This window comes from uncultured Croceicoccus sp., from assembly GCF_947496385.1.
In the GTDB taxonomy this organism is placed as follows: domain Bacteria; phylum Pseudomonadota; class Alphaproteobacteria; order Sphingomonadales; family Sphingomonadaceae; genus Croceicoccus.
The window spans coordinates 71,542-87,267 of sequence record NZ_CANMCP010000002.1 but is presented as its reverse complement, the minus strand read 5'-3'; the positions used below and the strand labels follow the sequence as shown (position 1 = coordinate 87,267).

Annotated in this window: 9 protein-coding genes; 2 read left to right on the top strand and 7 right to left on the bottom strand. The window is 64.1% G+C overall.

Features of this window, described 5'->3' with window-relative positions; genetic code table 11:
• Window positions 1-13: 13 nt before the first annotated feature.
• Both Q0897_RS04065 and Q0897_RS04060 read right to left on the bottom strand, forming a co-directional pair.
• Window positions 14-943 carry a glycosyltransferase family A protein gene (locus tag Q0897_RS04065; protein ID WP_299307715.1) on the bottom strand — a complete coding sequence of 310 codons (930 nt, stop codon included), beginning with the start codon at window positions 941-943 and terminating at the stop codon, window positions 14-16.
• Window positions 940-2,196, bottom strand: coding sequence for an oligosaccharide flippase family protein (locus tag Q0897_RS04060; protein WP_299307713.1), 1,257 nt, complete (start codon window positions 2,194-2,196; stop codon window positions 940-942). Before Q0897_RS04060 ends, Q0897_RS04065 begins: the two co-directional genes overlap by 4 nt.
• Before the next feature lie 325 nt (window positions 2,197-2,521).
• Between Q0897_RS04060 and Q0897_RS04055 the strand changes: the two genes are divergently transcribed.
• The gene (locus tag Q0897_RS04055; protein WP_299307711.1) at window positions 2,522-3,955 is read left to right on the top strand and encodes a WecB/TagA/CpsF family glycosyltransferase; all 1,434 of its coding nucleotides are present in this window, start codon (window positions 2,522-2,524) and stop codon (window positions 3,953-3,955) included.
• Here the strand turns inward: Q0897_RS04055 and Q0897_RS04050 are convergent.
• The 5 genes from Q0897_RS04050 to Q0897_RS04030 all read right to left on the bottom strand — a co-directional run bounded on the left by Q0897_RS04050 (window position 3,952) and on the right by Q0897_RS04030 (window position 14,942).
• The gene (locus Q0897_RS04050) at window positions 3,952-5,607 is read right to left on the bottom strand and encodes a response regulator (protein ID WP_299307710.1); all 1,656 of its coding nucleotides are present in this window, start codon (window positions 5,605-5,607) and stop codon (window positions 3,952-3,954) included. The two genes, Q0897_RS04055 and Q0897_RS04050, sit on opposite strands and share 4 nt — an antisense overlap.
• Complete coding sequence (locus Q0897_RS04045; RefSeq protein ID WP_299307708.1) at window positions 5,600-8,629, bottom strand: ATP-binding protein; 3,030 nt, start codon at window positions 8,627-8,629, stop codon at window positions 5,600-5,602. Before Q0897_RS04045 ends, Q0897_RS04050 begins: the two co-directional genes overlap by 8 nt.
• 117 nt (window positions 8,630-8,746) lie before the next feature.
• Window positions 8,747-13,048 (bottom strand): PAS domain S-box protein, encoded by a 4,302-nt coding sequence (locus Q0897_RS04040; RefSeq protein ID WP_299307706.1) that lies wholly within the window; start codon window positions 13,046-13,048, stop codon window positions 8,747-8,749.
• A gap of 23 nt (window positions 13,049-13,071) precedes the next feature.
• Complete coding sequence (locus Q0897_RS04035; RefSeq protein ID WP_299307704.1) at window positions 13,072-13,563, bottom strand: GAF domain-containing protein; 492 nt, start codon at window positions 13,561-13,563, stop codon at window positions 13,072-13,074.
• A 113-nt stretch (window positions 13,564-13,676) separates the two neighbouring features.
• Window positions 13,677-14,942 (bottom strand): MFS transporter, encoded by a 1,266-nt coding sequence (locus Q0897_RS04030; protein ID WP_299307702.1) that lies wholly within the window; start codon window positions 14,940-14,942, stop codon window positions 13,677-13,679.
• Window positions 14,943-15,095: 153 nt separating this feature from the next.
• On the opposite strand from Q0897_RS04030, the gene cobO reads away from it, so the two are divergent.
• The gene (gene cobO, locus Q0897_RS04025; RefSeq protein ID WP_299307699.1) at window positions 15,096-15,713 is read left to right on the top strand and encodes a cob(I)yrinic acid a,c-diamide adenosyltransferase; all 618 of its coding nucleotides are present in this window, start codon (window positions 15,096-15,098) and stop codon (window positions 15,711-15,713) included.
• Window positions 15,714-15,726: the final 13 nt, after the last annotated feature.

Genomic DNA, 15,726 nt, shown 5'->3' with positions numbered 1-15,726 from the left:
TGGAAAGAGTGAATCAGGCGAAGATCTTGGCGCGGGCGCCCAGCGGCACGACGCCGCCCAGCACGGCGCCCGCAGCGGTCAGCGCACCGCGCATTCCGCCGGACATGAACGCACGCGGATCGCAGCGAAGCCCCCGTTCGACAAAGCGCCGGGCGCGCCGCGCAGTGCCGCCGGCACGCAGGGTGCGGCGCGCGAGATAGCGGCAATAAAGCGCCTCGCCCCGCCGCAGATCGATCTGATCGGCCCAGCGCGCGGCCAGCCCGTGCCAGGCATCGAACATGGCGGAAAAGTCGCAGCTCAGCCCGTTTTCGCTGAGCCGGTAATAGACCAGCGTTTCATCGATCCCGCGCAGGCGGTAGCCACCTCCGACGAGCCGGGCGAGCAGGTCCTGATCCTCGACATAGCGCATGGTTTCATCGAACCGGCCGATCATCGCGAACGCGGCGTGGCTGATGACGAGGTTCGACATGGTACAGACCGCATTTTCGATCACGACATCGTTCAGCGTGCAATCCTGCCCGCTGACCGCCGAAACCGTGCGACCGGGGCGCAATGTTTGCGTGGTGTCGGGGCAGAACGCGATGCGGGCGAAACTTGCGGCAAGCGTGCTGTCGGCTTCGTGCAGGCGGCGGTGCGCCTCGAGCTTTTCCGGGTGCCAAACATCGTCGGCGTCGAGAAAGGCGAGCATCCGTCCACGGGCATTGTCGACCCCGCAATTGCGCGCCGCCGAAACGCCCGAATTGTTCCGCGAAATGAGCTTGATCCGCTCATCGGTTTCGGCCCGCTTCATCGCGGCCAGCAAGGTGCGGTCCGTGGAACCGTCGTCGATGACGATGAGCTCGAAATCCTGCTCTGTCTGGGCGAGCACGCTGTCGATCGCTTCGGCGATGGTGCGTTCGGCATTGAACGCGGCGATCACGACGGAGAAGAAGGGGGCGGTCATGACGTGACTCCTTTGAAACAAGCGGTGAAGGAAAAGGCGGCAGAGCGGCGCGGCAGCAGGCTGATCGCCGCGGCGGGAAGAAGGACGGTGCCGAGACCCAGGCCAAAGCCGATGCACGCGCCGGCCAGCCCCGTGCCCGCCCCGATGGAAAGTCCGGCGAGCGCGGCAAGCGTCGCCGTGCCGGTCAGCATGGCTTCGGCCTGCGGGCGGCCGGCGACGCGCATTTTCGCACCCACCAGCGAACCGGCGAGAAGCGGCAGCGCAGCGCAGGCAAGCAGCGAGACGAGCGGCGCGGCCTCGCTCCAGTTCGCCCCGAAGACGACGGGAACATAGACCGGGGCGAGCAGGGCCTGCGCCGCGACGACCGGGATCAGCATTGCAAGGCCGGTTGCAAACGCCTTGCGATATTCGCGCAGGCCGCCGTCCTGACCTGCCTTGGCGAGGTGGGGGAAGACGACGATGTTGCACGCCGCGACGAAGCTTTGCGTGATGCCGAGCCCGGCATTGAAAGCGAAGAAATAGAGGCCGAGCATTTCGGTGCCCAGCAGCGCGCTCACGATCAGCTTGTCCCCGTGGATGCGCAGCGCATTGAAGATTTCGGTGCCGAGGATGGCCGGCCCGAAGAGCGCGAATTCGCGAACGGGTGCCGGCGCCACCGCGGCGGGTTCCCACGCGGTCGAGCGGCGGGCGAGAACGGTCCAGACCGGCGCTGCCAGCAGCTTTGGCAGAACGATCGCCCATGCACTCGGCCAAACGACGACGAGGGCCAGCGTCATCGCGCAGTCGGCCATGTTCTGCGTCGCGGCGATGCGGGCGCATGCCCCCATGCGATTGGCGCGCATGGTCAGGAAAATCTGAACCAGGCCCGGCGGCATCGCGATATAGACGAGCGAGAGCACGGCCAGCATCGCCGCCGGTTCGGCCATGTCGAACGCGGCGGCGAGGACCGCCGCGACGATGAGCTGCACCATCGCGGTGCCGAGGCACACGACCCAGAACAGCCGATACGCCGTCCGGCACAGCGCGGGAAGCGCATCGTCATCGGCCACGATCAACCGCTGCCCGATGCCGGCATCGGCCAGGACGCGGACGAGTTCGAACAGGCTGAGCGCGAGAGCGGCGGCCCCGATCGTCTCGGGCGATACGGCCCGCGCGACGACCAGCAGGGCGGCGAGGCGAACGACCCTCGTTGCCGCCTGTGCCGAGGCGAAGGCGACCAGCCCCTGGACGAGGGGCGCACGCATCAGCGCCATCAGACGTCCGGTATGAGCAAAGGCGGGGGTAGGGTTCATCGTATCCTCGAATTGCGGTCTGGCCCTTTCTATTCACAATCCGTGCCAATGGCGGATTTCCAGGCTTTTTCGGGAAGGCTACTGACCGCGATCACGGCTTTTCGCAATTTGCGACACTCGATCGTCGCAAACGGCGGACAAACCATTGCAATATGCGAAAACGGGGCAGGCGGCCGGTGCCGCAGAATGGGAGTGGTGCTCTTTAATGCGAATGAAAACAGCGACTTAGCGTGAATGGCACAGGCTTTGCGGAACGGTTGGCATCGTTCGTCAAAGGAGCCTGACCATGAAACATATCCCCGCTTCCGCCTTTCGCACCGCCACCGTTCCCTTCCCGGCCCCGGCGGCGCGTTTTACACCCGCAAGCCCGTTCGAAACCCGCGATATGTTCGGCCTTCCGATCGCGAATGCCAGCCGCGAGGACACGGCCGATCATATCGTGGCGCTCGCCCGGTCGGCGACGCGGCATACGATCAATTTCATCAATGCCCACTGCGTCAATACGATGAAGAAGGACCGGACCTATCGCGCGGCCCTGCATGGCAGCGACATCCTGCTGCCCGATGGTGCCGGCATGGAAATCGCGAGCAAGGCATTCAAACAGCCCCGGATCGAAAACCTCAACGGAACCGATCTTTTCCCGATGTTGTGCGAACGCGCCGCGAAGGCCGGCGTCGGCATTTTCCTGCTCGGCGGGCAGGAGGGCGTCGCGGAGGATGCCGCCGCCTGGGCATGCGCCGAATGGCCGGCTCTGCGCATTTCCGGCACGCAAAACGGATATTTAGATCGCGATGACGAAGACGCTCTGATCGAGCGGATCAACCGGTCCGGTGCGCGCATGCTGTTCGTCGGGTTCGGCGTTCCGCTTCAGGAAACGTGGATCGCGCGCAATCGGGATCGGCTGGACGTTCCGGTCGTGCTTGGTGTCGGTGGCTTGTTCGATTATTATTCGGGCCGCATTACCCGGGCGCCGGCGATGATCCGGGCATGCCGCGGGGAATGGGCGTGGCGCCTGGCGATGGAACCGCGCCGGATGGCCGGGCGCTATCTTGTTGGCAATGGCGTGTTCCTCGCGCATACGGCGCTGGAGGCGGCGAAGCTGCGCGGGCTCGACCGGGCTGCCTCCGAAATGGCAAAACGGGCAAGCGACATCGTCGTCGCGGTGTGCGCGCTCTTGATGCTATTGCCGATCTTCCTCGTCGCTGCGCTCGCCGTGTGGATGGAGGATCGCGGTCCGGTCTTCTTTCGCCAGACGCGGATCGGCCGCGCAGGAAAACCGTTCACCATGCTCAAGTTCCGGTCGATGTACACGGATGCCGAGGCGCGTCGTGCCGAACTGCTGGCACGTTCGGACCGTCAGGGCACTTGCTTCAAGATGACGAACGATCCGCGCATCACGGCCGCCGGGCGCGTCCTGCGCCGCTATTCGATCGACGAATTGCCGCAGCTTATCAACGTCCTGACCGGGTCGATGTCGATCGTGGGTCCGCGCCCCGCGCTCGCTAATGAGGTCGCCGCCTACCGCGGTCATCAGATCGAGCGGCTGCACGGGGCGCCCGGCATCACCTGCACCTGGCAGGTCAAGGGGCGCGCGCTGATCCCGTTCGAGCGTCAGGCCATCATGGACCGTGCCTATCTGCGCAAGCGGTCCTTCATGACCGACATGCGCCTGCTCGCCGCGACGGTGCCGGCCGTGATCGGCGGGCGGGGCGCATGCTAGACGCTATCGATCAACGCTTCGTAGAGGTCGTCGAATGCCAGAAGGCACGCGGCGACCTCCGCGCGAAAGCGTTCGGGCGAAATTTTGCCGGCCGCTTCGCGATAATGGGCCAGTTCCTCGACGATGCCCACCGCCCCCACGTTCAGCGCCACCCCGTTCAGCGAATGGGCCGCCCGCGACAATGCGGCGTCGTCGCCGGCCGCAATCGCGGCAAGGGCGTCCTTCGCATAGCGTGTGATGTCCTTTTTCGCGGCATCGCGCATGCGTGAACGATAGGCGCCCGGCAATTGTTCGAACGTGTGGCGAAGCAGTTGATGGTCGAAGCGGGCCTGCTCCCCCGCCGCCTCGCCTCCGCCCAGCATCGCTGTGCGGATCGCGCTTTCCAGCGCCTCACGGCGGACGGGTTTTGCCATGCACGCGGTCATGCCCGACGACAGCAATCGTTCGCGCTCCTCCTGCAGGCTGTGCGCGGTAATCCCGATGACGGGGGTGCGCGCGGCCGGTCCGGGAAGGTTGCGAATGGCCTGCGTCGCCTGCTCTCCGCTCATGATCGGCATCATGACGTCCATCAGGATCACGTCGAACTCGCCTCTGCGAACGGCATCGACCGCGGCGGCGCCGTTTTCCACCGTCTGCACATCGCATCCCATCTCCTCGAGCATGCGCTCGATGACGTAACGATTGCTTTCGGTGTCCTCGGCAAGAAGCACGCGAGGGGTTTCCTGCATATCCTCCCCCCGAGAAACAGCATCGATCGGTGTCGGCAGCGGTTTGGGCGTGAGATCGGCGGCGTGTTCAACGTCGGTCCCCGCATTTTCGAGAAGGCGTGACGCGATTTCGTCGAGTTCGCCGAGCGATTGCCGGACGACGGCAAGATCGGGATCCCCTTGCGCAAGCTTCAGGCCGAGCAGTTCCACCCCTCCGGTGAGCCCCCCCATCGGAGTGCGGATCGCATGCGCCATTTCGGTGATGAACTGCTGTCTGCGGGCGAGGGTGCGGTCCGTCTTGTCCTTTGCCTTGGCCAATTCCGCCTGCAACCGGTTCAGCTCGGCAACGCGCCGTTCCGCGCGAAGCTGCAAGGCGCGCACCTGGCGGCGATTGCGTCGCTCCTCGGTAATCTCGCGCACGGCGCCGAGGACATAGGCAGGACGGATGCGGGTCGAGCGTTCGCGCCGGATCGACCAGCTCAGCCACCGTATCTCGCCATTGGCCCGGCGCACGATGCGATGCTGATACGCATGCGCGACACCCGGTTCGCGTTCAGCGAAGAATTCCCGCCCGGCGTTCGCGATACGCGCCCGGTCGAGCGGATGGATCACATCAAGCAGCGTCTGCATCGTCACTTCGGCATGATCGGGCAGGCCGAGCAGCGCGGCCGCGCCGTCCGAAAAACTGAATCCGCGGGCACGCTCCCCATAGATGGTGACCATCTTTGCCGTCGCCAACGCGCCCAGCAGAAGCGCGCTTTCGATCGCGAGATTGTGCGCAAGTTCGGTTTCGCGAAGGCGCAGCCCGCGATTGGCGCGGTCGAGCGCTTTCATCCGCTCTTCGAGTGCGTTCTCCGTCTCGCGAAGCGCTCGCTCGCTCCGCTCCAGCCTGCGCGCCAGGATTTCGGCGCGCTGTTCGGCGGGGAGTTCGTCCATTCTACGCATCGGCGGAAGCCTTCAGCACCTCGGGCAAGATGTCGAGCAATTCCCGCGGGCCGGGCACGAAGCGGGCGGTTTTCTTCACCCCGGGGGCGCGTTCACCCACCACCACGATCCGCCGTGCATCGTCTGCCGCGCCCGGCATCCGGTCCGTGACCAGAATATCGGAAGCGGCCCGCGCATCGCCGGCAGGGGGCAGGAAACCATGCGCGGCGGCAATCGCCTCCACCTGGATGGCCAGCGTCGCACTGCTCAGCTCGATGGCGATCGTACCGCAGATCCGCGCTTGCGCCGTTTCCGTTTCCGCAGCGGGCAGCGGCAGCCGCAACGTCATGCAGGTTCCCTCGCCCATCTCGCTGCTGGCCGAAACGCTGCCGCCCATTTCCTCCGCGAGCTTTCGCGTGATCGAAAGGCCGAGGCCGGAACCCGACCGCCGGCCAAGCGTGTCGGCGCTGCTCCCCGCAAAAGGATCGAACAGGCGGCTCAGGCGCTCGGGCGCGATGCCGCCCCCTGTGTCGGTCACGCTAAAGGTCCATAGCGCCTCGTCTCCAGCGGCAGAGGGATCGCGTGGCGCCATCGCCCGGATGGATATGCGGCCCGACGGCGTGAACTTTACCGCGTTGGAAATGAAATTCGCCAGGATCTGCTGAATATATGCGGGGCGGCCCGCGACGGTTCCCTTGTCGGCGTCCATCTCGATCATGAGGCCCTTGCGCCGGGCGAGCGGGCGAAACAATTCCGCAACCCGTCCGACCAGATCGGCCGGGCGGAAATTCTCGATCTCGCCTGCGCTGCCCTGACGTTCGGCTCGCATGCCCTGCAACGTGTTGTCGAGCGTGCTCATCAATGCCTCCGCCGAGTCCTTGATAAGCGTGAGAATGCGATTGCGTTCGTCGGGCGAACGCTCCCGACGGACGTGATCGATAAGCCCGAAAATTCCGGAAATCGGCGTCCGGATTTCATGGGATACGACTGCGAGGAGGTCGCTGCGCGCGTCCGCTTCGGCCCGTGCGGCATCGCGTGCGGACAGAATTTCGGCTTGTGCCGCCTTTTCGCGCGTAACGTCCTGAACTATGCCGTAATAGCCGGTAATTCGTTCCGACTTGCCGTGCTTTTCCGAAACGGCCGTTCCTTTGACCAGGACATCGATCTTCGTCCCGTCCGCAGCGCGCGCCTGTGTCTCGAACTTGAAAGGCCCCGTCTTGCCCAAGGCGTCGCGTATCGTCGCGATGGTTGCGCTCTGGCTATCGGCATCGAACACGTTGATCAGTTCCCCGAGCGGGATAAAATCGCCCGTGATGCCGATACGGTCGCGGATCCAGCGCGAAAGCGACACGCGCATGGTTCCCGGATCGAGCATGAAGTGCCCGATGCGCGCATTGGTCTGAGCAAGTTCCAGGAAGAGCAGGTTCTGCTCGATTTCGCGCTGCCTTGTCCGCTGATCCGTAAGGTCATGGGCGATATACGCGGCACCGAACAAAACGCCGTTGTCGTCACGCAGCGGCAGAAAGCTCTCCTCGAGCCAGAGATTGCCACCACCGCGATGCGGACGCTCGACCAGCCGGGTCGGCGGCGCCTCGTCATTTTCCAATGCGCGCAAGGGGGCAAGGTTCTGAATGCCCTCCTCACCCAGCAGCGCGATCGCGCCGCGATTGGCGCGCAAAACCGTGCCATCGGTATCGAACAGCACCATGGCATAGCCTTGCGCCGCATCGATCAGCGTGTCGAAAGACCGGCGTCCGCGCAACCGATCTTCCTCGATCCGTTGTTCCATGGTGTCGAACGCCTGTTCGAGGCGGTCGATTTCGTTGGCGCGCGTGTCCGTTTCCGGCGTGTCGTCAGTCGCGGAAATGTTCTCCGCCCGGCGGGCAAGCCGCGTTATCCGCGCGGCCACGAAGCGGTCGAATATCGCGGCGAGCATCAGCGCAAGTATGACGGTTCCAGACGCGGAAACCACGATGACGCGCCATGCGATCGCCCAGCCGCGCGCATTGAGTTCAGACTGCGGAAGCATGGTGACAATGGTCCAGTCCGGCGATTCCAACCGATGAACGGACACATACGCATCGAGCGGGCGAACATAACCATCGTCCGGCAGCTCGCCCCGCATGTTCAAAAGCGCGAGATTGCGAAGCCGTGCGTCCGTCGAAACAGAAAGGTCGATATTGGCCGACGATCTGCGCGCTTCGTCCTCGATCATTGCGGAATCGTGGACCAGCTTCCCCTCGCGGCCGAGGATGACCGTCCGCGCGCCCGGGGGCGGGGGGCGCAACCCGCCCGTCATCGCCTCCAGCGGGATGCTGATGCCCCATGCGCCCATGTGCCGGCCATCGGGACGGAAGGGCAGCATGCAGCCGGTCGTCCAAAGCCGGCCGGTGTCGTCATAGGCGGGATTTTGCAGGCTCGTGCAGCGCATTTCGCCCACCGGGTTGTTGCGCGGCGTGGTGATGCGCGTGAATTCGAGATCCTGGAAATCGAAATCCGCCGGTGCGCTGCGATAGAAGCCGAGCTTGTCGGAGCGTTCCGGCGCGTAGATAAGCAGCTCGTTGTTCGGTGCGAAAAAGTAGAGGCTTTCCAGCGTGTGCGGCAGCCCGCCGACCATCTGCACGATGGTTTCGAACGCGGCGGGCAGCACAGTCCGCCGCGCTTCGGTGGACACATTGGGCGGCGCAAAACCGCCGAGTCCTTCGATGACGATGCCGCCTTCGACCTCGCGTCCCGACCAGAGATCGGCGCGCGTATGGTAGGCCCCGTCCGATGCCTCTTCGAAGATGCTTTCGAACCGCGTTTGCGGCCCTGCTTCGACCCGGCGCGCCATGATCGTTGCGGCCTGGCGCTGTGCATCGGCGATGGTCTGCATCTCGCGGCGCAGGCTGTCATGAACCGACGCATTGGACGTCACCAGCTCGGCAAGGCGATTGTCACGATAGTCGGCCACGGTGGAAGTATAGGCGAACCAGGTCATGACCCCGACGACAAGCGCCACGATGGGGAGAGCAAAGGCAAGGCCGCGCAGGGAAAGGGACATGGCCGTCAGCTATCCGGGACACAGGCGATAAACGAAAGGACGAATTGGTCCATTTTCGTGGTTGTCGCCGCTGGCATCGCGCGTCCTCGGGGCGTATCCTCGCACGGCGCGGGCCGGTCAACGCGTGCTCGCATTCAGGATCTGCACAAAGGCACCTTTTGCCCGTGCAAGCGCGGCAGGCCGGGCATCGCCGGTGCTTTCCTTGAGGGCGGCCTGCTGCCGTCGCGCTTCTTCGCCTAGGCTATCCTCACCAAATGCGCCCGCCACCCCGGCAAGCTGATGCAGAAGGCGGATGATACCATTGACCGCGTCGTCATCGGCATGGTCGGGGTTGATGGCATGCACGGCATCCAGGGTTTCGCGGCGAAGCGCAAGATAGCGTACTTCCACCGGGCTTGCGGCGCTGTTCTTCGCGACGGGAGGGGGCGGCGCAGGCGGTGTCACAACGACCAGATCGCGATTGATCCAGCGCGCAATCTTCTTCTTGAGCAGGTCAAGGCGAATGGGTTTCGCCACATGATCCTGCATCCCTGCGGCAAGACAGCGTTCGACGTCCTCCCGATAGGCATTGGCCGTCTGCGCAATAATGGGCAGTTCGCGTGCGTCGAACCCTTCGGCCCGCAATGTCCGTGCCGCCTGCAATCCGTCCATGACCGGCATCTGCATATCCATCAGCACAAGCGCGTAGGGGTCGCCGAAGTGCTTGGCCTCCTTTGCCATTCGGACGGCTTCCTCGCCGTTTTCGGCAATATCGGCGTCAAGGTTCAACTTGTCCGCCATCGACAGGATCAGCACCTGGTTGATGTCGTGATCCTCGGCGATGAGCACGCGGGGCGGGCTGGCAAAGCCGGGCCATTCCGGATCGTCGGTTTCCTCCTCGGCGGTGACCGCCTCGCGCGTCAGCTCCACCGGAATGGTGAGCGTGAAGGTCGAACCCTCGCCCGGCGTGCTCTCCACGTGAAGATTGCCGTCCATCATGCGGGCGAGCTCGCTGCTGATCGTAAGCCCGAGGCCGGTGCCGCCGTACAGGCGCGCGGTGGATTCGTCGGCCTGGCTGAATTCGCGGAAGATGGTTTCGAGCCTGTCCTCGGCAATGCCGATCCCCGAATCCCGCACCGCGATCACGAGGCAGTCGCGCCCTTCGTGGGTGCTGCGCGTGACATCGGTCCGCACATAACCGCTGCTCGTGAACTTGATCGCATTGCCAATCAGATTGGTCACGACCTGACGCAGGCGGAGCGCATCGCCAAGAACGGTTTGCGGTACGTCATCCGCGACATCGAGCGTGAATTCGAGCTGTTTCTGCCGGGCGGTGGCCTCTAGCACGCGCATGCTGGCGCCGACCGTCTCGCGCAGGTCGAAGCTCTGACGCTCGATCGTCATCTGTCCTGCGTCGATCTTCGAAATGTCGAGAATGTCGTTGAGAATCTGCATCATCGCCCGCCCGGAATCCGCGATAAGCCGGGCCTTGTCACGCTGATCGGGGGTCAGGTCGCTGTCGAGAAGCATTTCGGTGAAGCCGACGACGCCGTTCATCGGCGTGCGGATCTCATGGCTCATATTGGCGAGGAAGGTGGCCTTTGCGGCGGCGGCCGCCTCGGCGCGGCGGCGTGCCGCGATCAGGTCGAATTCCAGCTGCTTGCGATCCTCGACATCGCGGATCGATGCCGAAACCTCGCGCGCCTCCCCGGTCGCGGCATCGCGGATCAGTGCGACATTCGCCTCAAGCCAGCGATAATCTGCGTCGATTTCGGGAATGCGGGAGCGGTAGGCGAGGATGTTCCTGTCCCTTGCGCCGCTGATCAGATCTCTCCAGGCGCTGCGCATCATCTCCTCGTCTTCGGGATGAATGTGGCTGTGCGCATTCTTGCCGATAAGCAGTTCGGGCGGAACGCCGAGCACGTCGCGCGTCGAGGGCGATGCGTAGATGCAAACGCCGTCGAGCCCGATGCGGAACACCGCATCGGTCGCGTTCTGCGCGAGAAGGGAAAGCTGTTCGTCGCGTTCGGCCAGGTCCTTTTCGAATTGCGCCCGTTCGGTAATGTCCATGGCGACACAGATATATCCGCGAAACTCGCCGCTTTCGTCCCATTCGGGCGTGGCGATGGCATCGACCCGGAAGACCGTGCCGTCCCTCCGATTGCGCAGCCGGAATTCATGCCGGTGGGCAACACGCTTCGCCGCGGCGTCGAACCAGCGTTTCATGAGCAGCGTCACGTCGTCGGGATGGATCGCCCTGGTCCAGCCAAGCCCGAACGTGTCGCGCGCATCCATCCCGGTCATGCGCGACCAGACCGCGTTCACATAGGTGAACATACCGTCCGGGGCGGTCCGGAAAATGGCGGCAGGCGAAAGATCCGAAAGCGATTGAAACCGCTGCTCGCTCTCCTTCAGCGCGTCGGATGCACGTTTCTGTTCCGACACGTCGATGGCCACCCCGATGAAACCGAGCGTGTTGCCATCCTCGTCGCGGTTGGGCGCAGCGATCAGATCGACCCAGAAGGGCGGAAAACCGGGCTTGTAGAAGCGAACCTCGGTCCTCAGCTGCTTTGAATGATGGATCGCATCGAGCCAGACTTTCTTGAAATGCGCCTTGTCATCGGGATGGACCGCATCGATCCACCCCGCCCCGAGCGCACGCGACGCCGTGAGCCCCGTCGTGCGCAGCCACGCCTTGTTGACATAGGTGCAGAACCCGAACGGATCGGTGCGGAATATGCCGGCGGGCGACAGGCCGGTGAGATTGGCGAATTCCCGCTCGCTGTCGCGCAGAGCGGTCACGGTGGCGCGCAACTGGGCGGTGCGACTGTCCACTTCGGCCCGGACCTCCGCCTCGCGGCGAAGCCCGGCCAGCAGGACGGCCGCGAAGACGAGCGTAAGCAGCAGCCCGCCCAGCAAGACCAGATACGCTTCGTACGTGCTCATCCGCTTTTCGAAGGCGTTCGTGCTGCGCCAGACGATGGTCCAGTCGCGGCCCATGACCCGGATCGTCTTTTGCCGCGTGAACATCGGCGGACGCCCCGCCATGTCATCGTCGACATTGGTGTAGAGAATCCGGGCGGCGTCCGGTCGCTTTCCGTCGTAGATCGTGACGTCGAAAAATTCGTTCTGGCTCGCCGATAGCCCATGCATGAAACGGGGCGCGATGAAGGGCGCGTATATCCATTCGCGAAGTGCCGCGCGTCGTTGCGCGACCGTTTCGGTGGGCATTCCGGGCCTGTAAACGGGATGGAGCAGCAGAAAACCGACGCTCTCGCTTGCGTCCTGCACGAGCGTGATGCGATCGGAAATCACCGCCTCGCCCGTATCGCGAGCCTGTAGCGCGGCCTGTCGGCGGTGCTCTTCCGACGCGATATTGAAGCCGATCGCCTTGGCATTCGTCTCGATCGGTTCGGCAAGCGAAATGACGAGATTTTCGCCGTGATCGTCGACCGGGTGAACGTCGAAGCCTTGCAGGCCGGCCTCTCTCTTCTGCGCGACGAATGCCGCGATACGATCATCGGCGACAGGCTCGATAATGCCGAGCCCGGTTATGCCGGGCAATGTTCCGCCCGACACGAGACCGAGCACATAGGTACGCCATTCGCCCGGTGTTATCTCGTCGGAAATCTCGAAAAGCCCGGCGGCGCTGTCTAGTGCCTGTCCATAGGATTCCACACGGTTGGTCAGCGCCTGTGCATTGTCGTTCACCAGTCCGTCGAACGTTGCCTGCACCCGTTGATGGCAGTTTTGCGTGACCATGTGCCAGCCGACGAGCGTCGCCATAAGCATCAGAATGACCGCCATGAACGGAAGCGCCGGAAACGGATCAAGCGGCTTTTTGCGCCAGAACACCTTGTTGCGCATCCACGGAGCCAAAAGAAACAGCGGCAGAACGATCAGCACGCCGACCATGCTCCCCATCCACCAGCGCAGCGACACGGAGAGGAGATCGGACGCATTCAGATAGCCTGTCGCAACCATCGCCGCGACGCCGAAGACGGTCCCGACAAGGCACGTCACCGGCGCGGCAAGGATCATCAGCCGCAGCGCATCGCGCCCGCCGCCAAGCTGTATCGGGAAACCGACCTGCCGGCGGATGAGGAATGCACCCACCGCAGCCTGTGCCGTCGATCCCGCAGCAGTAAGAATAGCCGCCAGCAGGGCAAGTTCGGCGGAGGGCAGAAATCCGCGTTTGAAGAAATAGAGCCCGCTCGCCAGCGCGCCCAGAAACACCGCGCCCGCCATGCGATAGCCAAGGATGACCAGAGCCCCGATCGCCACACCCGAGGCGGGCCAGATAACAATCGAATGGCCCGCCGGCGGCGCAAGTTGCAACGCGGCCATGGCCAGAACGAAATAGCACAGCGCGACAAGGGCAAAGCGAAGCGCCACCCCGCCGGCGGCCGAGGTGGGGACAATATCTTTCGTTAAGCGCATATTCGAAATTCGCGCCGGATTGATCATGACTGCTCTTCGGAATTCCTGCGCCGGGCGGCCGCAATGGCGCTGACTTCGCGCGAAAATCCGACAAGGTCGGCCTTCTCCGCATCATCGAAATTTTCGCGCATCTTCCGATCGATGACGCACACCGTGCCGAGCTTGCTCCCGTCATCGGCAACGATGGGCGCACCGGCATAAAAACGAATGGACGGATCGCCCGTCACGAGCGGGTTATCGATGAAACGATCGTCCGCCGTCGCATCGCAGACGACCATCACGTCGTCCCCCTCGATCGCATAGGCGCAGAACGCCATCGAACGCGGTGTCTCGCTCTGCTCAAGGCCGATCTTTGCCTTGAACCATTGCCGGTCGGCATCGATCAGCGAGATCAGCGCCACCGGCACGCCGAACCGTTTCGCCGCGCGGCGCACGACATCGTCGAACTCCTCTTCCTGTGGCGTATCGAGCAGGCCATAGCCGTGAAGTGTGGCCAGCCGCTGTTCCTCATTCATCTTTGCGCGTCCCGATTCTTGCAAGTGCGGGATAAGCCTAGCGAATTATTCTTTGTAAAACCTTTACCTGGGGCTCGTGAGATGTCGGAGAAAAGATCCGCAAACGGACTGTCTTATGCCGGTGCGCGGTCCCGGCTCAGTGCGAGAGCAAGGATGCTGATCAGTGCCGCCACCGCGATATAGAGCCCAACAAAGCCGAGCCCGCCGATTTCGGCCAGCGCCTGCGCCGCGACCGGCGCCACCGCTCCGCCAAGGATTCCGCCCACGTTGAAGGTCAGCGATGCGCCGCTGTAGCGGACCCGCGCGGGAAACAGTTCGGGCAGATAGGCGCCGAGCGGTCCATACAGGAACCCCATGCACAGCAGCGCCAGCGACAGGAACAGCCAGATCAGGAACAGCGAATCCCCGCCGAACAGCGGCCCCATCAAAAGCCCCACGCCGATCGCGCCCACGCATCCCCCGATCAGCACGCGGCGCGGCGAGGACCGGTCCGCCGCAACCCCAGCCAGCACGATGCCCAGCGCCATGAAAAGGATCGCGCCCAGCTGCACCATGAGGAATTCGGACCGGCCATAGCCGAGCGTCGTCGTCCCGTATCCCAGCGCGAAGGCGGTCGAAAGATAGAACACGGCGAAACAGGCCACGACCGAAAACGTGCCCGCCAGCGTCGCGGGCAGGTGGGAGCGCAGCAGGTCCGCCATCGGCGCCTTGGCCGGGGGAGCCTCCTCCATCGCGGCGGCGAAGGCCGGCGTCTCCGTCAGCTTGAGCCGCACCCACAGTCCCAGCACGACCAGCACCGCACTGAGCAGGAACGGCACCCGCCAGCCCCATTCGACGAATTGCGCATCGCTCAACACCGAACCGAGCAGAAGAAAGAATCCATTGGCGAGGATGAAGCCGATCGGCGCGCCCAGTTGCGGGAACATGCCGAACCGCGCCTTGTAACCCGGCGGCGCGTTTTCCACCGCGAGCAGGGCCGCGCCGCCCCACTCCCCGCCGAGGCCGAAACCCTGTCCGAAACGCAGGATGCACAGCATCAACGGCGCCAGCCATCCCGCCATTTCATAGGTCGGGAGAAACGCGATCAGCAAGGTCGACCCGCCCATGAGCAAGAGCGAGGCGACTAGCGTGGATTTGCGTCCGATCCGGTCGCCGAAATGGCCGAACACCGCCGCCCCGACGGGCCGCGCGACAAAGGCCACGCCAAGGCTGGCATAGGCGGCGAGCAATTGGGCCGACGGCGATCCTGCCGGAAAGAAGAGCGGACCGAAGACCAGCGCGGCGGCGGTCGCATAGACATAGAAATCGTAGAATTCGACCGCCGTGCCGACCATGCTCGCCAGCAATACGCGCCCGTGACCCCCAAACCCTTGCAACATGCGCCTTCTCCCTCGCGCGCCGCTATAGGCGAGGGGCGACGGCGTTGCCTAGACGGCTTGTGGCTCTGCGTATGGCGCGCGATGGCGGCGTGTTGCGCGCCGCGCGATTGCTGCTAGCCAGGGCGGAAAGATTACCACGAATTGGAACCCATCATGACCGACGCGACGCCTGACGAAACCTCCGCACAGCACAAGGCCCGGATGCAGGAAATGCAGAAATCGCAGGCCAAGCGCCGGCGAGAACTGACCGATCCGGAGCGCGGGCTGGTGCTGGTGCATACCGGCGATGGAAAGGGGAAGTCGAGCTCGGCCTTTGGCGTGATGGCGCGCGCGCTGGGCTGGGACAAGAAGATCGCGGTGGTGCAATTCATCAAGGGCAAGTGGAAGACGGGCGAGAAGAATTTCTTTGCCCGCTTTCCCGATGCCATCGACTGGCACGTGATGGGCGAAGGCTTCACCTGGGACACGCAGGATCGCGCGCGCGACATCGAGGCGGCGGAGAAGGCGCTCGCGACCGCCGCCGGGCTGATCGCGTCGGGGACATACGATCTCGTCGTGCTGGACGAGATCCATATCGCGTTGCGCTACGATTATCTCGAACCGGATGCGGTGATCGCCGCGCTGGAAGCGAGGGGCGAGACGGCGGTGATCCTGACCGGGCGAAACGCGCCGCAAGCCTTGATGGACTATGCCGATACGGTGACGGAAATGACGGAGATCAAGCACGCCTATCACGGCGGCATCCGTGCGCAGCAGGGCATCGATTTCTGACCATCGCGGGATT